The organism is Dyella flava (assembly GCF_016904955.1).
Classification (GTDB): Bacteria; Pseudomonadota; Gammaproteobacteria; order Xanthomonadales; family Rhodanobacteraceae; genus Dyella_B; species Dyella_B flava.
In genome coordinates this window covers 275,449-298,713 of sequence record NZ_JADIKE010000039.1, presented here as the reverse complement: position 1 = coordinate 298,713, position 23,265 = coordinate 275,449, and the positions used below count along the sequence as shown (strand labels likewise).

Annotated in this window: 18 protein-coding genes; 6 read left to right on the top strand and 12 right to left on the bottom strand. The window is 61.2% G+C overall.

Features of this window, described 5'->3' with window-relative positions; translation table 11 throughout:
• Positions 1-53 precede the first annotated feature (53 nt).
• From murJ to ISP19_RS19680, 4 genes are all read right to left on the bottom strand, one after another.
• Positions 54-1,634 carry a murein biosynthesis integral membrane protein MurJ gene (murJ, locus tag ISP19_RS19695; protein ID WP_204684114.1) on the bottom strand — a complete coding sequence of 527 codons (1,581 nt, stop codon included), beginning with the start codon at positions 1,632-1,634 and terminating at the stop codon, positions 54-56.
• A gap of 122 nt (positions 1,635-1,756) precedes the next feature.
• Positions 1,757-2,512, bottom strand: a complete 756-nt coding sequence (locus ISP19_RS19690) for a Bax inhibitor-1/YccA family protein (RefSeq protein ID WP_204684113.1) — start codon at positions 2,510-2,512, stop codon at positions 1,757-1,759.
• A gap of 75 nt (positions 2,513-2,587) precedes the next feature.
• Positions 2,588-2,896, bottom strand: a complete 309-nt coding sequence (locus ISP19_RS19685; RefSeq protein ID WP_204684112.1) for a hypothetical protein — start codon at positions 2,894-2,896, stop codon at positions 2,588-2,590.
• A gap of 11 nt (positions 2,897-2,907) precedes the next feature.
• Positions 2,908-3,231, bottom strand: coding sequence for a YbjQ family protein (locus ISP19_RS19680; protein WP_204684111.1), 324 nt, complete (start codon positions 3,229-3,231; stop codon positions 2,908-2,910).
• A 443-nt stretch (positions 3,232-3,674) separates the two neighbouring features.
• Here ISP19_RS19680 and ISP19_RS19675 point away from each other — a divergent pair, with 443 nt between their 5' ends.
• Positions 3,675-6,386 (top strand): M16 family metallopeptidase, encoded by a 2,712-nt coding sequence (locus ISP19_RS19675; protein WP_204684110.1) that lies wholly within the window; start codon positions 3,675-3,677, stop codon positions 6,384-6,386.
• 68 nt (positions 6,387-6,454) lie between these two features.
• Here the strand turns inward: ISP19_RS19675 and ISP19_RS19670 are convergent, their stop codons facing one another.
• Positions 6,455-7,714 carry an MFS transporter gene (locus tag ISP19_RS19670; protein ID WP_204684109.1) on the bottom strand — a complete coding sequence of 420 codons (1,260 nt, stop codon included), beginning with the start codon at positions 7,712-7,714 and terminating at the stop codon, positions 6,455-6,457.
• A gap of 186 nt (positions 7,715-7,900) precedes the next feature.
• Between ISP19_RS19670 and ISP19_RS19665 the strand changes: the two genes are divergently transcribed.
• Positions 7,901-8,686 carry an AraC family transcriptional regulator gene (locus tag ISP19_RS19665; protein ID WP_204684108.1) on the top strand — a complete coding sequence of 262 codons (786 nt, stop codon included), beginning with the start codon at positions 7,901-7,903 and terminating at the stop codon, positions 8,684-8,686.
• A 156-nt stretch (positions 8,687-8,842) separates the two neighbouring features.
• A complete protein-coding gene (gene ppk1, locus ISP19_RS19660) occupies positions 8,843-10,978 on the top strand; it encodes a polyphosphate kinase 1 (RefSeq protein WP_379945899.1) in 2,136 nt (711 codons plus the stop codon).
• 130 nt (positions 10,979-11,108) lie between these two features.
• Here ppk1 and ISP19_RS19655 read toward each other — a convergent pair whose 3' ends face one another.
• The gene (locus ISP19_RS19655) at positions 11,109-11,660 is read right to left on the bottom strand and encodes an NADPH-dependent FMN reductase (RefSeq protein WP_204684106.1); all 552 of its coding nucleotides are present in this window, start codon (positions 11,658-11,660) and stop codon (positions 11,109-11,111) included.
• Positions 11,661-11,969: 309 nt separating this feature from the next.
• Between ISP19_RS19655 and ISP19_RS19650 the strand changes: the two genes are divergently transcribed.
• The gene (locus ISP19_RS19650) at positions 11,970-13,724 is read left to right on the top strand and encodes a GGDEF domain-containing protein (RefSeq protein ID WP_284384991.1); all 1,755 of its coding nucleotides are present in this window, start codon (positions 11,970-11,972) and stop codon (positions 13,722-13,724) included.
• A gap of 81 nt (positions 13,725-13,805) precedes the next feature.
• Here ISP19_RS19650 and ISP19_RS19645 read toward each other — a convergent pair whose 3' ends face one another.
• The 6 genes from ISP19_RS19645 to ISP19_RS19620 all read right to left on the bottom strand — a co-directional run bounded on the left by ISP19_RS19645 (position 13,806) and on the right by ISP19_RS19620 (position 20,402).
• Positions 13,806-16,076 (bottom strand): thiamine pyrophosphate-dependent enzyme, encoded by a 2,271-nt coding sequence (locus ISP19_RS19645; protein WP_204684105.1) that lies wholly within the window; start codon positions 16,074-16,076, stop codon positions 13,806-13,808.
• 102 nt (positions 16,077-16,178) lie between these two features.
• Entirely contained in the window at positions 16,179-16,646 is a 468-nt protein-coding gene (locus ISP19_RS19640) for a nucleotidyltransferase family protein (RefSeq protein ID WP_239556956.1), read from the bottom strand.
• Entirely contained in the window at positions 16,643-17,182 is a 540-nt protein-coding gene (locus ISP19_RS19635; protein ID WP_204684103.1) for a GNAT family N-acetyltransferase, read from the bottom strand. Before ISP19_RS19635 ends, ISP19_RS19640 begins: the two co-directional genes overlap by 4 nt.
• Before the next feature lie 3 nt (positions 17,183-17,185).
• A complete protein-coding gene (locus ISP19_RS19630) occupies positions 17,186-17,740 on the bottom strand; it encodes a GNAT family N-acetyltransferase (protein ID WP_204684102.1) in 555 nt (184 codons plus the stop codon).
• A gap of 69 nt (positions 17,741-17,809) precedes the next feature.
• Entirely contained in the window at positions 17,810-18,979 is a 1,170-nt protein-coding gene (locus ISP19_RS19625) for an acyl-CoA dehydrogenase family protein (protein ID WP_204684101.1), read from the bottom strand.
• Between the two features lie 235 nt (positions 18,980-19,214).
• Positions 19,215-20,402 (bottom strand): hypothetical protein, encoded by a 1,188-nt coding sequence (locus tag ISP19_RS19620; RefSeq protein ID WP_204684100.1) that lies wholly within the window; start codon positions 20,400-20,402, stop codon positions 19,215-19,217.
• Positions 20,403-20,774: 372 nt separating this feature from the next.
• Here ISP19_RS19620 and ISP19_RS19615 point away from each other — a divergent pair, with 372 nt between their 5' ends.
• Both ISP19_RS19615 and ISP19_RS19610 read left to right on the top strand, forming a co-directional pair.
• Positions 20,775-21,650: a DMT family transporter gene (locus tag ISP19_RS19615; protein ID WP_204684099.1), complete on the top strand. Its 876-nt coding sequence runs from the start codon at positions 20,775-20,777 to the stop codon at positions 21,648-21,650.
• 345 nt (positions 21,651-21,995) lie between these two features.
• Positions 21,996-23,255: an efflux RND transporter periplasmic adaptor subunit gene (locus ISP19_RS19610; protein ID WP_204684098.1), complete on the top strand. Its 1,260-nt coding sequence runs from the start codon at positions 21,996-21,998 to the stop codon at positions 23,253-23,255.
• Positions 23,256-23,265: the final 10 nt, after the last annotated feature.

Sequence of the window (23,265 nt, the reverse complement as noted above, 5' to 3'; positions counted from 1 at the left end):
CCGCTTGCGCAGATTGGTGGCTACCTGGCCACCAATCTGTGAAGCATCGCGTTTCAGCGTATGCCCACACGCCGCAGGACTTTTCCAAGCACCTCCACGCACACGGGGATGCGTAGCAGATACGTGATGGCAAAGTAGGCAACACCGTAGATCGATAGCACGAACATAGCCGTGATGATCGGACCGTAGCCGGGCATGAAGTGTTCGACGAGACATGCAGCGAGCGCCGCCAATCCTGCTGCCACCCACAGTTTCACCATCAACACCGCGGAGACGCCGGTCGGTCCAAGCTGCTTGTTCAACGTGCGGCGCAACAGATGGAACTCGATCCAGCCGGCCACACCTGCTGATGCGGTGAGACCTACGGCACCCCACTGCAAGGGGAGGCCAAACATGGGCGGCAGCAACAGTGCACTGGCCAGGCCAAGTACTGCGGTAAACACCAGTCGGACGATTGCGAAGCGCAGGGGCGTTCGTGTATCACGCATCGCGTAATAGGTGGATGCATACAGGCGCCCGAATGTCGACGCCAGCAAGCCCACGCCGGAGCCGGCAAGAATCGCCCACACGTAATACGAATCCTTGCGGGTAAATGCACCGGACTGATAAAGCGCCGCCACCACCACATTACCCAGGGCAAAAAACGCCATGGCCGAAGGCACGATAAAGAAAGCGATACGCTCCAGGCCGTTGTTCAGGCGTGTCGAAAGCTTGGCCGCGACATCCGCATCGAACTGATCACCCACCATGCGGGAGAGCGTGGGCAATTCCGAGGCGGAAATCGCCATGCCGAACAGGCTGACCGGCAACAGGTTGATGGACGATGCCGTGGTCATGCCGGCAATCGCACCACTGCCCAGCAAGGTGGAAATGGCCTGGTCCACGAATGCGCTGATCTGCACCACACCACGCCCGACCGCGACACCCAGGAAGCTGCCACCTACTTGCCGCACGTGCATGTTGCGCAAATCAAGCCGCAGGCGCATGCCCGGCACCAGCTTCAACACCGGCCCCAACTGCACCAGGAACTGCAACAGGCAGCCCAGCACCGTGCCCCACGCCAGATAGACGATCAGGCGATCGGCATCCAGGTGGCGGAACAGCAGCATGGTCAGGATCATGGAAAGATTCCAGACCACCGGCGCCGCGTAAGACAGGAAAAATTTGTGGTGACTGTTGAGAATGCCCAGGCACCATGCCGACCACACCAGGATGCCGGTACCCGGGAACAGAATCCGAACGATCAGAATCGTCAGCTCGCGCTTCTCGCCGGTATAACCCGGCGCAATCGCCCATAACAGATAAGGCGTGGCCAGTACGCCCAAGGCCACAATGACCGCGATGATCAGGGCCAGTGCTGCGGCGATGGCGCCAGCAAGGCGATCAGCGTCTTCCTGCTTGTGCTGCGCCAACAGGCGCGCATAGACCGGAATGAAGGAGGCCGAGAGCACGCCCTCCCCGAACAGGTTCTGCAGGAAGTTCGGGACGCGCAAGGCGGCGCTGAAGATATCCGCCGCATCGGACAGGCCAAAGTAGTGGGAAAACACCCGTTGCCGCGCCAGGCCGAACAGGCGGCTGCACAGGATGCCTGCTCCGACCAGCAAGGCGTGTCCACGGCCGGCCTCTTTCGTCATACCCACCTGCTGTCGGAAAAACGGCAAGGGTAGCATTTTGCCTTGCTCGTCTCCTTCTCCCCCGGTGGGGGAGAAGGCTGGAACGAGGGGCTATCTTGCGTAAAGAGTGATTCGAAGTGCGCTTAGCGGCGCGCCTTGGACAAGAGGCGCAGCAGTTCCATATACAGCCACACCAGGGTCACCATCAGCGCGAAAGCGCCGTACCACTCCATGTACTTCGGTGCACCCTGCGCGGCGGCGCGGTCGATCAGGTCGAAATCCAGCACCAGGTTAAGCGCGGCCAGACCCACCACCAGCAGGCTGAAGCCAATGCCGATCGCACCGGTTTCATGGATAAAGGGAATCTGGATGTGGGTAAAGGCGCGCAGCGCGATGTCCACGACATACAGCAGCGCAATGCCACCCGTCGCCGCCACCACACCCAGGCGGAACCTGTCGGTCACCTTGATCCAACCCGAGCGATAAGCCAGCAACATCACCGCCAACACGCCGACTGTCAGCATGACTGCCTGCAGCACGATGCCCGGGAAGCGCAGATTCATGACGGCAGAAATGCCGCCCAGCGCAAAACCTTCGGCAATGGCATAAAGCGGTGCCGTGATACCGGCCCAGCGCTGCGCAAACGTGGTGACCAGCGCCATCACCAAACCCACGATCAGGCCGCCCCACATGAACGGGCTTATGGCCGCCAGCGCCGCCGCCATGTCACCGCCTGCAGCCGCATCAACGAAACGCTGCCATGTCCAGCCGCCAGTGATCACCGCCAGCGCCAGCAACAGCGCGGTGCGCGTGATCGTACCGTTCATGGTCATGCGTTCGCCCGTGACGGGCAGGCCCTGGAACGCCTTGCCGCGTAATACCGGATTACCTGAAGGCATGCTTACTCCTTTCCTGAGGATTCAAATGCGAATGAATTGACTACCGATCCTATCGAAGCGGCCGATAGCGACGTGTTAACGCGGGCGAACCTGTTCATCGATGACGACGTAATGACGCTCGCCGTGCTGCGGATCGAAATACACCGCGGTAAGTTGCCCGCTGCCGGGATCGACAAAGCGTTCACCGGTATCTTTCCAGCGCGGATCCGGCCCCGTACGCAACAAAGGCTTGTAACGCCAGCGCTCAATCGCCAGCCCCACCACCAACAACAAACCGCCAAACAACAATTGCGGCAGCAGCATCACGAACATGCCCGTCAAGGCGGCAATACCGGCCCCGAGCAGCAACAAGCCACCCAGCACATACAACACGACAGGCAACATGTCGGCGCCGCTCAGGTCGGGGGATCAAGCACCACGGCGGTGCCGTAGGCCACGATTTCGCTCATGGTCTGACCGATTTCGGCGGAGTCGAAACGCATCATCAGCACCGCATTGGCACCCATCATCTTGGCGTTGGAAACCAGCCGGTCGAGCGCATGGCGGCGTGCTTCTTCCAGCATCTGGGTGTATTCGTGGATCTCGCCACCCACCAGCGAACGGATGCCGGCCATCATGTTGCCGCCGATGCCGCGGCTGCGCACTACCAGGCCAAACACCTGCCCCTTGACCTGGACCACCTGATGGCCGGGTACGTTTTCGGTCGTTACCACCAACATGGTCGCGCACCTCCCCTGAGAAATTTGCGGCGTCCAGCCAAGATATCCCCCACGGCCGGTTATCGATAGTGGGCAATCCGGCACGTGGGCCTAGGGATGCTCTGATCAATTCTGCGCGGGCGTCACCAGTCCTGTCTGTTCGCACGCCTCCGGTCCGTCGGCGAAGGCAGACTGGCTGTCTGTCGAGACGACGGACCAGAGGCGTGCGAACAGACAGGATTGGCCCCAACGTATTGAATTTAAAATGACGGGGTGATGTCCAGAAGGCCCGCAGGCTGTGCCGCACGGCTTGGCAAGACAGCCAGTCTTCCCTGCGCCACGCGCCACAGCCTGCGAGCCTTCTGGACATCATGCCGCCCGCGCAGAATTGATCAGAGCATCCCTTACCGGGGCACTATGGCACTATCCCGCGGTCTACCGTTGTTCATATTAAGGAATCCGAAATGATGTCGAGACCCCTCAAGACATTGGCATGGAGCGTAATGCTGAGCCTGGGACTGGTCGCCGCCAGCATCCCCGCTCGCGCCGATGCACCCGCGGCGTCGCAGGCCGTCGCTGGTGACGGCAAGGTGTTGCACGCCACCCTGGACAACGGCCTGCGCGTGGTGATCGTGCGCGAGACGCTTTCACCGATGGTCACCACCCAGATCACCTATCTGGCCGGCGGCTATCACACGCCGGACGGTTTTCCCGGCACCGCGCATGCGCTGGAACACATGATGTTCCGCGACAGCCAGGGCATGAGCGGCGCGCAACTCGATGAAATGACCGGCAAGATGGGCGCCGAGAACAATGCCTTCACCACCAACGATGCCACGCAGTTTTACTTTGTCGCGCCGTCCAATTATCTGGACATTCTGCTGCACATCGAATCGACGCGCATGGAAGGCGCGCTGCTGACGCAGAAAAACTGGGATAGCGAGCGCGGCGCCATCGAGCAGGAGGTGTCGCGCGATATTTCCGACCCGGGCTATCTCGCCTTCCAGAAAGCCGAGCGCATCCTGTATGCAGGTACCGGCTATGCGGAAGATGCACTGGGTACGCGTCCTTCATTCGACAAAACCACCGCCCAGGATCTGCAAGCGTTCTACAAGAACTGGTACGCGCCGAACAACGCGCTGCTGGTGATCGTGGGCGATGTCGATCCGCACAGCACGCTCGCCAAGGTGCGCGACTTGTTCGGCAAGATTCCCGAGCGCAAGACCCCCGAGCGCGCGCCGCTGAAACTGCAACCGGTGAAGCCGGAAACGATTGCCGCCAACACGCCGCAAGGCACGGGATCGGTGCAGTTCCTGTATCGCATGCCCGGCATGAAGGACAATGACAATGCCGCTGCGCAGATCCTGCTGGATGTGCTCAACAACGCACGCAGCTCGTTGAGCGCACTGGCTGTGCAGGGCAAGGTGCTTAGCTCCGACGCGCAGTTGCAGCCTTTCAGCTACGGCGGCGTGGGTTTGATCGAGGTCGGCTTCCCCAAGGGTGGCGACGCCAAGCAAGCCCAGACCGATCTCGACGGTGTGATTAACGATCTGCTCAAGAACGGCGTGCCGGCCGACCTGGTTGAAGCCTCCAAGCGTTCGGAAATCGCGCAAGCCGAATTCAACAAGAACAGCGCCGTGACGCTGGCCAGCGCCTGGTCGCAAGCCATCGCGTGGATGGGATTGAATTCACCGGATGAAGCCGAACAGCAATTTCGCAATGTCACCGTGGACGATGTAAACCGCGTCGCACGCGAATACCTGAAGCCGGATCAACGCGTGACCGTCGTGCTCACCTCCGACAACAACGGCCAACGCCCACCGGATAGCGCCGGCTTCGGCGGTTCGGAATCTTTTGCTGGCAATGACAAGCTCGATCAGCCGCTGCCAGCCTGGGCTGCCGAAAAACTGAGCAAGCTTGAGATTCCGCGCTGGACGCTGGCTCCCGTGCAGATGACCTTGTCGAACGGCATCCGCCTCATCGTGCAGCCGGAAACCATCAGCAAGACCGTCAGCGTGGTCGGCCATATCGACAACAATCCGAAACTGCACGAGCCGGCTGGACAGGAAGGTGCAGCACGCCTGCTGTCCACGCTGTTCGACTACGGCTCCACCACGCTGGATCGCGATGCCTTCCACAAGGCGCTCGACGACATTTCCGCCACGGAAAGTGGCGGCACCGACTTCGGCGTCGACGTGCTCAGCGATCAGTTCGATCGCGGCGTGCAGTTGCTGGCCGATAACGAACTGCACCCTGCCTTGCCGCAGCAGGGTTTCAGCGTGCAACAGGAAACGCTGTCGCGCACCCTGGCCGGCGAAATGCAGTCGCCGCAATACAAGATGATGAAGGCATTGCGGGAGGGCCTGCTGCCGAAGGGTGATCCCGACCTGCGGCTCGCCACGCCGGATACGGTCAACAAACTCACCTTGCAGGACATCAAGGACTACTACGCCAAGACCTATCGCCCGGATCTGACCACCATCGTCGTCGTCGGCAATGTCACGCCTGATCAAGCCAAGGCCACGGTGGAGCGTTACTTTGGTCAATGGAAGGCCGAAGGTCCCAGGCCGAATGTGATCTCGAAGCCGGTGCCGACCAATCCGGCCGGCTACACCGTGATCGAGAATCCCTATGCTTCGCAGGATCAGGTGCTGATGGGGCAGATGATCGAGCTCAACATGCACGATCCTGACCGCTATGCCCTGCAACTGGGCAATGACGTGCTCGGCGGCAACGGTTTCGCCTCACGCCTGATGGCCGATATCCGCGTAAAGCATGGTTACGCTTATGGCGCCGGTTCCGGCCTGCACTTCGATCGTTCGCGCTCGATCTTCTTCGTGCAGTACGGCAGCGACCCCGACAAGGTGGCGGCGGTGGATGGCCTGGTGCGCCAGAACCTGATCGACATGCAGACCACGCCGGTGAAGGAAGACGAGCTGACCAACGCGCGTCAGTATGAAATCCGCTCGATCCCGGTCGGCGTCGCCAGCATCAGCAGCATCGCCCGTTCATTGCTGACCTGGGCCTGGCACGATGAGCCACTGGATCAACCGATGGTGGCCGCCAAACACTATCTGGAACTCACGCCGGAACAGGTGCAGGCGGCCTTCAAGAAATATCTCAAGCCGCAAAGCCTGATGCAGGTGGTGCAAGGTCCGCCACCGGCCAAGCACTGAGTCGACATGAAAAACGGCCCGCTAATGCGGGCCGTTTTTTCTCCAGCAAGAGCTGGCGCAGCATGCGATCAAGCTTTCGCCAATTTCGCCATCGGCCGATCCAGATCCGGCAGGAAAATCGCCAGGACGCCCATCAGCGGCAAGTACGCGCATAGCGAATACACATAATCGATGCCATGCACATCCGCCACGCGTCCCAGCACGGCGGCACCGATGCCACCCATGCCGAAGGCAAAACCAAAGAACAAACCCGAGATCATGCCGACGCGCCCGGGAATCAATTCCTGTGCATAGACCAGGATCGCCGAGAACGCCGACGACAGAATCAGGCCAATGATCACCGTCAGCACGCCGGTCCAGAACAGGTTGGCGTGCGGCAAGGCCAGCGTGAACGGCGCCACGCCAAGGATCGACACCCAGATCACCCACTTGCGCCCGATCCGGTCACCGATCGGCCCACCGATCAGCGAGCCTGCGGCCACAGCAAACAGGAACACAAACAAGTGCACCTGCGCGCTTTGCACCGACACGTTGAAAGTGTGCATCAGGTAGAACGTGAAATAGCTGCTGATACTCGCCAGATAAAAATATTTGGAGAAAATCAGCAGTCCCAAAATGAACAGGCACATGACGACCTTGTTGCGGCTGAGCGCCTCACCAGCCACATGACGCGCCACCTTGCTGCGTGCGACGTGGTGCTGGCGATACCAGCGTCCCACCTGCATCAGCACCACGATCGCCAGCAACGCGGCCAGCGAGAACCAGGCAACGCTGCCCTGGCCATGCGGCACGATGATCCACGCTGCCAACAAGGGTCCAAGTGACGATCCGGTATTACCGCCCACCTGGAACAGCGATTGCGCCAGGCCATGCTGTCCGCCCGAAGCCAGGCGCGCCACACGCGAGGATTCCGGATGGAATACGGACGAGCCGGTCCCGACCAGCGCAGCGGCCAGCAACAGTACCGGGTAATTCGGCGCTACCGCGAGCAACAGCAGACCGCACAGCGTGAATCCCATGCCCACCGGCAGCGAATAAGGCATCGGCTTGCGGTCGGTAACCATGCCGATTATCGGCTGCAACAGCGAGGCCGTGACCTGATAGGTCAGCGTAATCAGGCCGATCTGCCCGAAGCTCAAATGGAAACCGCCTTTGAGGATCGGATAGATCGCCACGATCAGCGACTGAATCATGTCGTTGAGCAGGTGCGAAAAGCTGATCGCGCCCAGGATCGCGAAATCCGTGCGATGCGCATGCGCCGTGGCGCTGGAGCCGGCGTCGGCCTGCGCGCCCACCGGCAAGGAAACCGATTCGGCAGAGTTCTGCATAGGTACTCAGGAGTTGGGGGAGGGCGAGATTGCCTCGCTACAGGTCGCACCTTAAAGTAGCCGTATTCGGCCTGCATCCGTTAGCGGGTCAACTATTGTTGAATTTGGGCCAGAACCAAGGAAAGTCAAAAGCCAGCGGCTCCCACGAGCCCATCCCTCCTTCATCAAGGATTCCAGGCTTTAGCCATGCGCAACACCCGCATCGCCGCCTACGAAGACACCCCGCGCGATGTCATCGCCTCCGGCAACGACTACCCATCCGGCACGCTGTTGCCCAATCACACCCACAAGCGCGGCCAATGCCTGTACGCCATCACCGGCGTGCTGACGGTCACCGCCACCGAAGGCACCTGGACGGTGCCGACCCGGCGGGCGCTGTGGATTCCGCCGGGCATGGAGCACGCCGTGCACATGGGCGGCCCCACCAGCACCCGCAGCGCCTATCTGCTTCCCACGATCGCCGCGAAAGCAGGGCTGCCTGAACATTGCACGGTGATCAGCGTGTCACCGCTACTGCATGCGCTGTTATACGAAGCGGCGGATCTGCCGATCGAATACGTCCTGGGTAGCCGCGACGACCTGCTGATGCGCCTGCTGGTGGATGAAATCACCCGCATGCCCACCCTGCCCCTGAATACACCGCTGCCACAGGATCCGCGCCTGGCGCGGATATGCCGCTCGCTGATCCAGTCGCCTTCACTGGAAATAGACATCGACAGCATGGCGAACAAAGCCGGCATGAGTCGCCGCAGCTTTACCCGGCTGTTTCGTGAACAAACCGGCATGAGCTTCAGCAGCTGGCGGCAACAGGCCTGCCTGCTTGCCGCACTGGCAAGACTGGGACGCGGCCAATCAGTGACACAGGTGGCGATTGAACTCGGTTACAGCAGCACCAGTGCATTTACCGCTGCATTTCGGCGCACACTGGGGGCTGCACCGAGCCATTACCTTCTTCCGCAGGATGCTGCATGATGGGACGAAGTCAAAGCCCGCGTTGATGTCATCTCCATGTCAACGCCGTGCAGCAACATGCCTACGCAGTGACCCGACCATACGGGTGCGGCGTCGCCACCCATAGCCAGTGACCCGGATGGTGCACCGATGAGCAAACTCAACGACCAAGACGCCATGCTTGCCGCCAGCGCAACCATTCCAGAAGCCCCCCACGCGGCGCCTGCCGTCGATTTCAACGAAAAAACCTATTACATCCACCGCGAGCTGTCGCAATTGCAGTTCAACAACCGCGTGCTGGAACAGGCGCTGGATGAACGCACTCCGCTGCTGGAGCGGCTGAAGTTCCTGCTGATCTTCTCCAGCAACATGGATGAGTTCTTCGAGATTCGCGCGGCCGGTCTCAAGGGACAGCTGGCTTACGGGCATGAAATCGTGGGGCCGGATGGCATCGCGCCGAAACAGGCCCTGGCCGAGATCAGCGAGATTGCACACCGGCAAATTGCACGGCAGTACGCCATACTCAACGAGCGTCTGCTGCCCGAACTCGATCAGCACGGCATCCGCATCGTCCGCCGGGAAAGCTGGAGCGCTGCGCAAAAGCGCTGGGTGCAGCGTTACTTCCGCCAGGAAGTGGCGCCGATGATGACGCCGATCGGCCTCGACCCCACTCACCCGTTCCCGTTGCTGGTCAACAAGAGCCTCAACTTCATCGTGGAGCTGGAAGGCGTGGACGCCTTCGGCCGTGATTCGGGCCTCGCCATCCTGCCGGCGCCACGCGTCCTGCCGCGCATCATCCGCCTGCCTGACGATGTCTGCGAAGGCGGCGAGAACTATGTGCTGCTGTCCTCGATCATGCACGCGCATGCGGAAGAACTGTTCCCGGGCATGGAAGTGCGCGGCTGCTACCAGTTCCGGCTGACCCGCAACGCCGACCTCACCATCGACCCGGAAGAAATGGACGATCTGGCACGCGCGTTGCGCGGCGAACTGTCCTCGCGCCGTTTCGGCGACGCCGTTCGCCTGGAAGTTGCCGACAACTGCCCCAAGCTGCTGACCGATTACCTGCTCAAGCAATTCGGCCTTACCGAAGCCGAACTGTACGAGGTCAATGGTCCGGTCAATCTCACGCGTCTGTTCGGCATTGTCACCCGCAGCGAGAGTCCGCAACTGCAATATCCGCCGTTCGTGCCGGCCATTCCGAAGGCACTGAAGAAAGCGGAAGACCTGTTCCAGGTGATCAGCAAGCAGGACGTGCTGCTGATGCATCCTTACGAATCGTTCGCGCCGGTCGTCGATCTGGTGCGCCAGGCCGCGAAAGATCCAGCGGTGCTCACCATCGAGCAAACGCTGTATCGCACCGGCGCCAATTCCGAGATCGTCGACGCGCTGGTCGAAGCGGCACGCGCCGGCAAGGAAGTGATCACCGTGGTCGAACTGCGTGCGCGCTTCGACGAAGAATCCAATCTCGGCCTGGCGACACGCTTGCAGCAGGCAGGCGCGGTGGTGATCTATGGCGTGGTCGATGTGAAGACTCACGCCAAGCTGATGCTGATCCAGCGTCGCGAAGGCGACAAGCTGCAACGCTACGCCCATCTGGGCACCGGCAACTATCACAGCGGCAATGCACGGCTGTATACCGACTACAGCCTGCTCACTTCCGATCCGGCACTGTGCGAGGATGTGCACAAGCTCTTCAGCCAGCTCACCGGCATGGGCAAGCTGCTGAAGATGAAAAAGCTGCTGCATGCGCCGTTTACGCTGAAGAAATCATTGCTTGAGATGATCGGCCGCGAACAGGCGCATGCCGAAGCGGGCAAGCCGGCGCACATGATCATCAAAGTCAATGCGCTGACCGACGCGAAGATGATCCGCGCGCTGTACAAGGCCAGTTGCGCCGGTGTGAAGATCGATCTGGTGATACGCGGCACCTGCTGCCTGCGCCCCGGCATTCCCGGCGTATCGCAGAACATCCAGGTACGCTCCATTGTCGGACGCTTTCTGGAACACAGCCGGGTCTACTGGTTTGCCAACGATGGCGACGAACGCCTGTACCTGGCCAGCGCCGACTTCATGGAACGCAATCTCGACCGCCGCGTCGAAACCTCCTTCCCGATTGAAGACCGCAAGCTGCGCCAGCGCATCCGCAAAGAACTCGATCTGTATCTGACGGACAACACCACGGCGTGGCAGCTCAACACCGACGGTAGCTATTCGCGGCTGCAGCCCGTCGACGGGCAAACGCCGCACGATGTACAGCAGCAATTGCTGGAGAAATATTGCGGGGTCGGTGGCGTAACCCGGCCTGCGTAGGCTGGGGTAAGCGCTTGCGCACCCTAGCGGCGCCATGCCATGTTTTGCGCGTAAAGCATTCCTGGGCCGGCAATGATTGGTCGCTGCGTAAGAGATGGCGATGTTGGAGTGCGCTGGCGCTTACTCCAACCTACACGAACTTGCGGACCCATGCGACGTAGCGGTCAACGAAGCCGTGCAGGAATTTCTGCGTGCCTTCGACGCCGATGTTGCCGTCCGCCGTGATCAACCCATCGTGAAACTTGATAAACACTTCGGGTTGTGCGAGCAGCGGAACATCCAGGTAGGCCAGCACGTTACGCAGGTGCTGCTGCGCCAATGCGGTACCGGTCGCCCCTACTGACACGCCGAGCACGGCGCCTGGCTTACCGGCAAACGCGTTGGTTCCATAGGGGCGCGACGCAATGTCCAGGGCATTTTTCAGCACGCCCGGTATCGACCGGTTGTATTCCGGGGTTACGAACAGCAGGGCATCGGCCGCCTTGATCCGCTGCTTCAAGGCCTGGCACACCGAGGGATACTCGTGATCGAAGTCCTGGTTGTAGAACGGCAGGTTATCGAGCCGGAGGTGCTCGAATGACAGCTCCGGCGGCGCCAGGCGCTCGATGGCTCGCGCCAGCCGTTGATTGAGTGAATCGCTACGCAAGCTGCCTACGAGTACCGCCACCTTGATGGTCGCCATAAAAGCTCCGTGGTGAAGAACCTGACCCAGCCTGTCACACCCGGTCATAGCTTGGCCAAAATGCCGTGTCAACTGCACGCAAGTTCTTGTGGATGACCGTTTTACAGGGACGTGACACGCTGGCACGCACCCTGCATAGCCTGGGGTCAAATTCGCGCCGAATGCTCCGCCGTGCCATCAGAAGTTCACAATGGCGGTGCCGTCGGCCATCGGGGAACCGGCGATCTGCAGACGGATGCGGTGTGACCGGGGGCAAGGCCAGGCCGTCTGTTTACCCGGGCGGAGGCCACTTCAGGAAAAGGGGCTGAGGTGACTAGGGACGTTTTATACAAGTGGCGTGAACGCAGATGGGTCATCGCGATTTTGCCGTTGGTCTGGCTGCTGTGGTTCTCGCTCCTGCACGCCAGCACCGGCGCTCGTCTGCGCGGAGCCTGGCGCGAAGTGACGCGCGGTGACACAACCGCGCAAATACTCGACGCCTTCAAGCATGGCGCACTGAAGCCCTTCAATCCGTCGATGTTGCAGATGTTCCCGCGCGATGCCCTGGGCAGCTGGGTCGTACTGCAGCCCGAACCGTCCAACACCAATGAAGCACGTGTCCTGTCCATCTACCCGGCGCCGATGGGCTCGATCACCCTGTTCGATGAGAAGGGCGCCTCCCGCACGCTGGCATTGGATGACTTCACCGCGCCATTGCACGGGCATGGCCGGCTGGCTTTTCGCCTGACCGTCGACCGCGGACAAACCGCCCCCATCCTGCTCAAGTTCGAACCCAGCAACACCATCAGCGCGCCCGAACGCTTTGCATTGCAGGACATGGACGATTACCTGCAAGACGATTCCGACTGGCTCAGCTTTGCCACGGCTTGCTTTGCTGTGATGGTGACCATGGCGCTGATGGCCTTGTGCTTCGCCATCATGCTGCGCGATATGACCTTCGCCTGGTACACCGGCTACATGCTTTGCTACGTCATCGTGCAAAGCATCGAAACCGGCTTCCTGTTCCATCCGCTTGGCCTGAGCTGGCTGGCGGGATCGGAACTGCTGATCGGCACATCGGCTACGGCGCTATCGGTATCGTTTGCCGCGTTGTTTGTGGGCCGATTCTGTGATCTGCCCCGCTACGCACCCATGTTACGCGTGCCGGTGATAGCGCTTGGCTTCAGCATGCCGCTGATTGTGCTGCTGCGCTGCAGCCAGATTCCCGAATTAATGGATATGGCCAGGGCCCTGGTCAATCCGGTGCTGATCCTCGGCGCGCTCCTGCTGCTCTTGTCCGCGTTGATTGCCGGCGTACGCGGGTCGCGTCAGGCGTGGTTTTTCCTGCTCGGCTGGACACCGCTGCTGGTGCTGACCGCCATGACCAGCGCGCAGGTAACCGGCGCCCTGCCCAGCCTGGATTGGCTCAATGACGCCAGCATCGGCATGGGTGCGTTTGAAGCGATCGTGCTGTCACTGGGACTGGCCGATCGCGCCCTGACCATGCGCCACGATCGCGACAACGTACGCGTGCTGGCCGATCGCGATGCGCTCACCAGTCTGCTCAACCGCCGTGCCTGGACGGAAGCGGCCAACAGCATGCTGGCCGAAGCGATCGGGGAAGCACAGCCGATCGCGCTGCTGTTCATGGACCTGGATCACTTCAAGATACTCAACGATCGCCACGGCCATGCCTCGGGCGACCGTGCCCTGATGGCCGTCGCGGAAATCCTGAGCAGCGAACTGCGCCCCACGGATCTGGTGGGACGCTACGGCGGCGAAGAGTTCGTGGCCATGCTGCATGGCGTAAATCAGGATCAGGCGATGCAGGTCGCCACCCGCCTATGCCGGCGCATACACCGCCTGGATATCGCGGTCGATCAAAAAGACCTGCTGCTCAGCGCCAGCATCGGCCTGGCCATGCGCAGCCTGGGCGACACGCTGGAAAGCCTGGTCGAACGCGCGGACCAAGCGATGTATTACGTCAAGCTCAATGGCCGCAACCACGTGCATGCGTTTGAACGGCGCGCGGAGATGAGCGCGATGCCGCACCGGCCGCACTCGACGCATGGTCAAAATCGCTAAGGCGATCGCTCCGCGGCCACCTGCACGCTCATGAAAACGCCCCCTGAAAGCAGGGGGCGTTTGGAAAAAACGCAGCTTGGGTTACTTCTTGCCGGCCAGCTTCTTCGCCGCAGCAATCACTTCTGCGTCACCAGGCAGGACCAGGAAGGCGGCGCCGGCGAGTGGCGTGTAGGTATCGGCGCCCACCACCCGCACCAGTGGGGTGTTACCAAATCCGGCTTCCACCACGGCGGTGATGATGCCCTCGCCTACGCCTGCGCTCTTGCGCCCTTCATCGAGCACAAGTATCCGCTTGGCACTCTTGGCCTGCTGCGCGATAAACGCATCGTTGAGCGGTGCCAGCCAACGCAAATCGACCACACGCACCTTCCAGCCGAGGTCCTGCCCAATGATCTTGGCCGAACGCAGCGCCATCGGCACACCGTTGCCGAAGGTGAAGATCACCAGATCATTCGCGTCATCGTTATAAACGCGACCTTCGCCCAGCGGCATCGCTTCGCCGGGGGCGGGATAGCTGAATTGCCACTGGCCGTCGCCGGCTTCGTAAAGATCCTTGGTCATGTACAGCGCAATCGGCTCCAGGAATGCACAGACACGCCCGTCGACTTTGGCCAGCGCCATCATCGTGCGCAGCATGGTCGCGGCATCGTCGCCACGGCTGGCGCAACCGACCACCAGACCCGGAATATCACGCAAGGCGGCAATCGAGTTGTCATTGTGGAAGTGGCCGCCAAAGCCGCGCTGATAACCCAGCGACGCCACACGCATCACCATCGGATTGCGGTATTGGTTGTTGGAGAAGAACTGCAACGAAGCCGCTTCGCCACGGATCTGGTCGCAGGCGTTGTGGAAATACGCCAGGTACTGGATTTCCGGTAGCGGCAGCATGCCCATGTTGGCGTAGCCCTGGGCCAGGCCGAGGATCACGGTTTCATCGAGCAAGGTGTTGAACACGCGACCGCCCTTGAACGCCTTGAACAGTCCCTTGGTCACGGTATAAACGCCGCCCTTCTGCGCGACGTCTTCGCCGAACAGCAGCGTCTCGGGATACTTCGCCATCACATCGTGCAGCGCCTGGTTGATCTGGATCGCCAGGTGACGTGGCGGCTGCTTTTCCGGGAGTTTTTCTTCGCCACCGAAGACGGCGGCGCGCTTGTCGTTGTAATCCGCACGCTCGGCTTCGGCCTTCACCTGCTCGGGCGTGTACGGCGCCAGCGGGGCCATCACATCATCCAGCCGTTCCAGCTTGGGGCTGCGGTCGGCTTCTTCCGCCGCCGCAAAGCAACGCTGACGGATGCTCTGGTTGAGCGCCAGCAGTTCGTCCTTGCTGTAGAGACCTGATTCCAGCGCGATAGCGGCCGAACGCAGCAGCGGATCGGAAGCTTCCACCGACACCAGTTCCTCGATGCTGCGCCATTCGATTTCGAAATCGGTACCGGCGTGACCCATGATGCGGGTGGTCTTCAGATGCAGGAAGGTCGGGCGGCGCGTGCTGCGGCAATGCTCCACCGCGCGCGCTACCTGCGCATAGCCTTCGGCCAGATCCAGGCCATCGGCAAAGAAGTAGTCGAGATCCGGGCGATGCTGGAAGTTGTTCGCCACCCAACCGCTCGGCGTTTTCACCGAGATGCCGATGCCGTTGTCTTCGCACACGAACAGCACCGGCGCCGGCAGCTTCTGGTAAGCCGTCCAGGCGGCGGCATTGAACGCCGTCTGCGCGGTGGCGTGATTGCTGGACGCATCGCCGAACGAGCAGATAGCGATGGAGTCTTCCGGAATCGGCAGCTGATGGCCGATGCGACGGCCCTGCTCGATCGCGACCGCGGTGCCCAAGGCCTTGGGCAGATGCGAGGCAATGGTCGAGGTCTGCGGCAATACCCAAAGCGGTTTGCTGCCCCACACTTTGTGGCGGCCGCCGGAAGCGGGATCTTCCTTGCTGGCGGCGAACGACAGTGCCGAGTCCATCACCGGATCCATGCCCGGCAGCTTCCGGAAACGCTCGGCCATGAAGCCGCCGGAACGGTAATGCAGGAAGGCCGGATCGGTGTGACGGGTCAGGCGCGCGACCATCGCATTGCCTTCGTGACCGGAACTGCCGATGGTGTAGAACACTTTGTTCTGCACGCGCAGCACGCGCGCCATCAGGTCGAGATGACGCGAGATCAGCTGCGATTCCAGCAGTTCGCGAAAACCGCGTGCATCAAGTGCGCTGCCCGGCAGGATGGGGGCGTCCTCGCGCGGCTTGCTGTGCACCTGGCCCTGCCAGAGCTGCACGAACTCGGTGAAGTTCTGGTCGACGATCTCGGCGCGGTTGAAGCCCTTGTGGCGGGCGGCGATAGGCGTGGCGGACATGATGGCGAAGTTCTCGGTAAAGACGTGCCGACCAGCGGCACGGAATGGGGAATTATCGGTGGGCGCACCTGAGCGCTGCCAGTGTGGCGGGCAACCGGTATTTCATGGCGCGCGTAACAAGTGGGCACGCTGCAGATCCTTGGGGCGGCCAAAGCTCTCCAGGATGCGAATCTGCTCGGCACGGGACGGAACCGGCACCTCAACGCCCGCACAGGCGACATGCTCGATCGCATGCACCCGCACCGGCATCCAGCCCTGCGCGGCACGCAGTTCGAGTCCGCCCATGACTTCCACCGGCATGGCGGGGAACAGGAAGCGGGCGAAGCGCGAGCGGAAACGGTCGCCGGCTGCAGGCTGGTAGGTCGCATCCAGTTCGGCATGCCAAAGCGTGATCAGCCGTTCTGCATCGCGCTGGCTGGTCAGCAGATCCAGATCGGCAACCTCGACCTGGGCGCCGGCCAGCGCCGCCGCCGCACTGCCGATAACCACCCACGCATCAAGGCAATGCCCCTGCAGTGGCGGCACCGCGGCCGCCAGCGCGTCGCGCAATGCCTGCGGCAGGGGCGTCATTTGCGCTGTTTCCATTGCTCGCGCGTCTGTGCCCAGACATCGACGGTGATGTTTTCGTAAGGTGGCGGCAGTTTGGTCGGGCCACGCAACTGCGAACCCAGGCGGCGGGCCAGCACCTGCGATGAATGGTTCTCGGCATTGATGGAGTGGATCACTTCGCTCCAGCCAAGCTGATCGAAGGCCCAGTCGATGGCGGCCACCGAGCCTTCATAGGCGTATCCCTTGCCCCAGGCCTCGCGCGCCAGTCCCCAGCCCACTTCGGTGCCGGGCCAGCCTTCCGGATACCAGGGACCAAGGCGGCCGATCCAGCGCCCGCTCGCTTTCTCGATCACCGAGAACATCGAGAAGCCCTGGATCATCCACGCGCCGGCCAGCGAGAGAAAGCCGCGCCACGCCACTTCGCGCGCTTGCGGGCCGCCGATGAAATGCGACGCTTCGTGATCGGCCATGTTGGCGGCGTAAGCCTCGAAATCGTCCTGCACCGGCGGACGCAGGATCAGGCGTTCGGTCTCGATGCGAAGATCGGCAGTGAACATGCTTCAGCTCCTTGGGCTCGCTTGCCGTTGCAACCACTGCTCGCGCGTCTGGCCCCAGATCTCGGCCACGTCGTTCGGAATCGACGATGACAAGCGCATGGTGCCGCGCAGTTGCGCGCCAAGACGCCGGGCCAGCGACCGCGAGGAACGGTTGTCAGGATGGATCGGATGGATCACTTCATGCCATCCGAGATGTGCGAACGCCCAATCGGTCGCCGCCACCGCGCCTTCATAGGCATATCCCTTGCCCCAGGCATCACGGACCAGACTCCAGCCGATCTCGGTTCCCGGCCAGCCGACCGGATGCCACGGACCGATGCGTCCAATCCAGCGACCGGATGCTTTCTCGATCACCGAAAAAGTGGAAAACCCCTGGATGACCCACGCTCCCGCCACCACCAAAAAACCGCGCCAGGCCCTGGCGCGCGGCTGCTCGCCGCCAACGAAGCGCACCGCCTCGGCGTCGGCCATGTGGGCGGCATACGCGTCAAAATCCGCCGCAACAGGTGGGCGCAGGATCAGGCGCTCGGTTTCGATGCGGATAGCGTGGATCGACACGATCGAGTCCAGGGCAGGTGCTGCCGGCACCCTCTCCGCAAGGGAGAGGGTTCACCAGGCCGGATCACATCAGAACGCGTTGATACCGGTGAGTTCGCGGCCGACCACCAGCTGATGCACCGTCTCGGTGCCTTCGTAGGTGATGACCGATTCCAGGTTCAATGCGTGGCGAATCGCCGAGTGTTCGACGGTGATGCCGGCGCCGCCGAGGATGTCGCGGCATTCGCGTGCGATATCGATGGCCATGCGGCAGTTGTTCCACTTGGCCAGCGAAACCTGGGTGGGTTCCATCTTGCCGGCGTCCTTCAGACGGCCAAGCTGCAGCGAAAGCAGTTGCGCGCTAGTGATACGGCGTGCCATGTCGGCCATCTTCAGCTGGATCGCCTGATTGGAGGCCAGTGGGCGGCCGAACAGCACGCGCTCTTGCGTGTAGTCCAGCACTTCCTTCAGGCAGGCCTGGGCGGCGCCGATCGGACCCCAGGTGATGCCATAGCGCGCCTGGGTCAGGCAGCCGAGCGGCCCCTTCAGGCCCTTCACGTTCGGCAGGCGGTTGGCTTCCGGCACGCGCACGTTGTCGAAGAACAGCGCGGACGTGACCGACGCGCGCAGGCTCATCTTCTTGTGCACTTCCTGCGCGGTGAAGCCCTTGGTGTCCGTGGGCACGATGAAGCCCTGGATGCCGTCTTCGGTCTGCGCCCAGACAATCGCGATCTGCGCGATATTGCCGTTGGTGATCCACATCTTGGCGCCGTTGATCACCCAGTCGCCGCCGTCTTTCTTGGCGTTGGTTTTCATATTGGCCGGATCGGAGCCGCCGTGCGGTTCGGTCAGGCCGAAGCAACCAATCACCTCACCCGCCGCCATTTTCGGCAGGTAGTGCATCTTTTGTTCTTCGCTGCCGTAGGCATAGATCGGATACATGCACAGCGAGCTCTGCACCGAGGCGAAGCTGCGCAGGCCGGAATCGCCGCGCTCCAGCTCCTGGCAGATCAGGCCGTAGCTGACGCCGTTCATGCCGGCACAACCGTATTTTTCGGGAATGGTGGCGCCCAGCAGGCCCAGATTGGCGATTTCCGGAATCAGCTCCTTGGGGAAGCGGCCCTGATCGAAGCAATCGCCGATGATCGGCAGCACTTTCTCATCGACGAAACGGCCCACGGTGTCCTGCACCATGCGCTCTTCATCGCTGAGCAGGGAACGGACGTCATACAGATCGAGCGGATTCAAACGGGCTGCCATAGGAGTTCCGGAAACAATCGGGGGAGCTCAATAGTGTAGCCGGGGCCTGTCATTTCGGTCATGCCGGGCTGCAACAGCCGTCAGGCTGGAGCCAGCCAGGCTGTAGGATTCCGCCGCAATCCGCTGTCGGAGCAGGCACTTACGCCCTCCAGGATCAGGGAAGCTTTTTCCGCCACATCGTGTCGGCCAGGCATACAAGGCCTTTCCGGCATGCGGCCCAGCACCGATCTGCAGATCAGAAGTAGTACCCGATGTTCATGTACAGCTGGTTCCGCCAGCGATTGATGCTGCCTGCCGCGAGGCTCTGGGTGTAACTGTTGCCGCCAATGTACGGATCGTTGCGGCCGTTGAGCCACTCCAGATAAATACTGAAGGGCTTGAGCGAGAACGATGTGCCGAGAATGAAGCGCTGCGAATTGCGAAAAGCAGGATTGGATTTCTCGTACAAACTGTACGAGCTGTAGAAAGTCAGATCCTTGACCCAACCGACGAGATAACTGTCAACAAAGGTGTAGCTGAGATCACCCGTATAAAAGTTGCCGCGGGTGGCCAGATTGAACGTGCCGTCATAACCGCCGACCGTAATGGTCTGTTCACCGTGCGGATTTCTGGGAGCCATCTGCTGCCGCGCATACTGCAGCTTCGTAGCCCAGCCATTTTTCTGCGCTGAATAATGCACGGCATAGGCGTTGCGCCGGCCATAACGCCGCGTGTCGTCGTTGTACAAACTGGATGTGAGCAGCGAGAAACCCACTTCGCCCTTCCATTCACCGAAACGTGCCTTTCGCGCTACGCGTCCAACAAACAGATCGCGCTCTACGTTACGCGTGCCGCCTGCGACACCAGGATCGGCAGGTGTCACCACCACCGAGTAGGTACTGCCACGGCCTGTGCCATGCCCCGGCCAGGCCTGACGCACGTAATAGCCAGCCTGCACGTTCCACTCGTGCGTATCCCAGCGGTACTTGCCGCCCAGCATGTCGATGTCTTCCATGCCCACGATATTGCCGAGCGTTTCCCAGAAGGTACTGCTGTACAGCGGCTGCAGCCCGAACGGAACCTGGTTCAGACCAAGCTCGACCTGATGCCGGGGATCGAAGCGATAGCCAATCCACGCATATTCCATAAAACGGATATCGCCGAAATGCGGGACGTATTGATACGGATACTCCGCACCGTAAAAGCGATAACGCGCCGCGCCAATCCAGCTATCGGATGCATAGCTGGCGCCGAGCATGACCGTATCCATGCCGATCTTGTGGATATGACGCTGCGAATCATCATCCACACGCATGCGCACCGCACCGCCAAGATCCCAGTGATCCCCCACCTGCACGGCCAGCACCGGAGCGCTCAAGGCAAACAGCCATGTGCATAGCAAGCCGGCGTAATGCGGTGGTAATCGTCCTTGGTGCATGGTCATTGCATTCCCTGCATAGCTTGGATCGCCGCAACAGCGGGCCTGCTGGCACTGTCTCCAGTCGGCGCGCACTGCGTCGGTCCTTCTGACGGCGCAGCATGAGCGATAAAACCCATGACTCGCTAAGCGAAAGCGAGCTTGAGTGAAACATGGGCTAATGGCTTTAGAGACTATCCATGCACATAAATGCGAAGCTATGGGACGATAATGAAAATCCCCCACGCGCCTTTTTTATGCTCCCCTTATCAATGGATATGGCACGCCTCCATCACGGGCGCTCTCATGCAGCGTCCATCGCGCACTGCCCTGCCATGCAACACACGATCTGCTTATCGCCGGTGGCAGTCCCCGCGGCATGGATGGAGTGGGAATGCCATGATTAAGGGTGTGCTTATCGGTTTCGCCAGCTTTGCCGCGTATGCGATCAGCGACGCCTTCGTCAAATCACTGCACGGATCCATCCCGCCCTACGAATCGGTGTTCTTTGGCGCGCTGTTCGGGCTCTCGGCGCTTCCCTTCATCATGAGCAAGGGCGATCGCTGGCGCGACGTCGTGGTGGCGCGCCGGCCATCGCTATGGTGGGTGCGCGCGATCGCGGGTGCTGGCGGCAATATTGCTTCGGTCACCGCCTTCACCTTGCTGCCGATGGCCGAAGTATTCACGATGATTTTTCTGATGCCGATCTTCGTGACCATCCTGTCCGTGATTTTCTTGAAAGAGCATGTCGGCTGGCGGCGCTGGCTGGCGGTATTCGTCGGCTTTGCGGGTGTGCTGGTGGTGCTGCGTCCGGGTTTTCGCGCGCTGGGCGTGGGCGATATCGCAGGACTGGTTTGTGGCTTGTTTGCCGCCGCTTCGGTGGTTGCGCTGCGTGTAGCCGGCCCGCATGAGAAGCGCATCAGCCTCTATGGTGCCGGCGTGATCGGACCGATGATCATCGGCGGCCTAATGATGATTCCCCATTTTGCATGGCCAAACTGGCATGAGTGGCAATTGCTGGCCGGCTATGGACTGCTGGCCGCACTCGCCAGCGTACTGTTGATGTACGCCACCTTGCTGGCGCCCGCCAATCGGGTTGCCCCCACGCAATACAGCCAGATGCTCTGGGCCATCGGATTTGGCTATTGGCTGTTCGGCGATAAACTCGACTGGCCCATGCTGACCGGTATTGTGATGATTCTCGGCGCAGGCCTGTTTACCCTGGTCCGCGAAGAAAAAGTGACCCGCTGGTGGAAGCGCGCCAAGCTGGTCTGAGATGACAGACCGCTTACCGGCCTCGACACCGGCAACTCGTGAGCAGCCACGAGGAACAGCCATATCGCGACGTCATTTGCAATATGACTATTCGCAGTGCATGCATGGCGCCAGAGCCGTCAGAATGACAGGTTGGCTAATTCTATAAACAGCCTGGATGCGCCGAATAAATTTAAGGTGCTTCAAAAAGCAGGGAAATCGTCAGTTTCGTGTCAACCGCATGGACCACTGGCCGTTAAAAACGACGTTGACCGTCGTGTGACGGCCTATTAACCGCTACTGCGGAATGGTTCAGACAACTGAAAGCGCTCTTGCAGACGCAAGAGTGAACATCTGGAGATGGTTATGAGTGCCGACACCCAGCGAGCAGCCGGCCACTTTCGCAAGAAGCGCGGCACCTTGATCGCCGTTGTGATTGTGGTCGCGATCATTTTGCTAATCGTTTTCCATCTCATTTTCGGGGGCAAGCCAGCCCGGAATGGCAGTCCGCCCCAAGTGGTCAGTGCCGCGAGCGCGAGGCTGGGCAATATGCCGGTGATCCTGAACGAGCTGGGCACGGTTACGCCGCTTGCCACCGTCACCGTGCTGCCGCAGTTAAGCGGCTACCTGACGGAAGTGGGCTATCAGGAAGGCCAGGACGTGAAGAAAGGCCAGTTTCTGGCCCAGATCGATCCACGCCAGTACGAGATCAACAAGCAGCAGGCCGAAGCGCAGCTGGCCAAGGATCAGGCAAGCCTCGATCAGGCCCGCAGCGATTTGGCTCGCTATGAGCAACTGCACCAGCAGAAGTCGATCGCCGAGCAGACCTACATCGACCAGAAATTCCTGGTCGAACAGGATGAGGCCGCGGTGAAGGCCGACCAGGCCGCCATCGCACAAGATGAGCTCGATCTGACCTATTGTCATATCACCTCGCCGGTGGATGGCCGCATTGGCTTGCGTCTGGTCGATCCGGGCAACTACGTCACCGCCTCCAGCGCGCCGGGCATCGCCGTCATCACCACAATGAAACCGACCACGGTGGAATTCACGGTGCCGCAGAATTCTCTGAGCCAGGTGCTGCAGCGCTTCAACTCGGGCGCAAAGCTGCCGGTGACGCTTTACAACAGTGACAACACCAAGCAGCTCGCTACCGGCACGCTGTATGCAATCAGCAACCAGATGGCCACCAGCACCGGCACGGTCACGCTGCGCGCAACCTTCCCGAACGATGACGAGTCGCTGTATCCGAATGAATTCGTCAACGCGCAGCTGCTGGTCGATACGCTTCAGCAAGCCGTGGTGGTGCCCACGCCCGCCGTGCAGAGCGGCGCGCCTGGCGACTATGTCTATCTGGTCAATGCCAACGACACCGTTTCGGTCCACAAAGTGAGCATCGGTCCCAGTGATGGCAAGAACACCGTGATCCTGTCCGGCCTGTCAGCGGGACAGACCGTGGTGACCGACGGCATGGATCGACTCAACGACGGCGCCAAGATCAAGATTGCGCAGGACAAGCCATCCGGGCAAAGCGGTGCGCCAGCATCCGCCTCGTCGGCAGGACAGGCCATGCATCACAGCGGCAAGCGGAAGCACGCATCCGATTCCGCCTCTTCGGCTTCGTAATCGGCGGGCG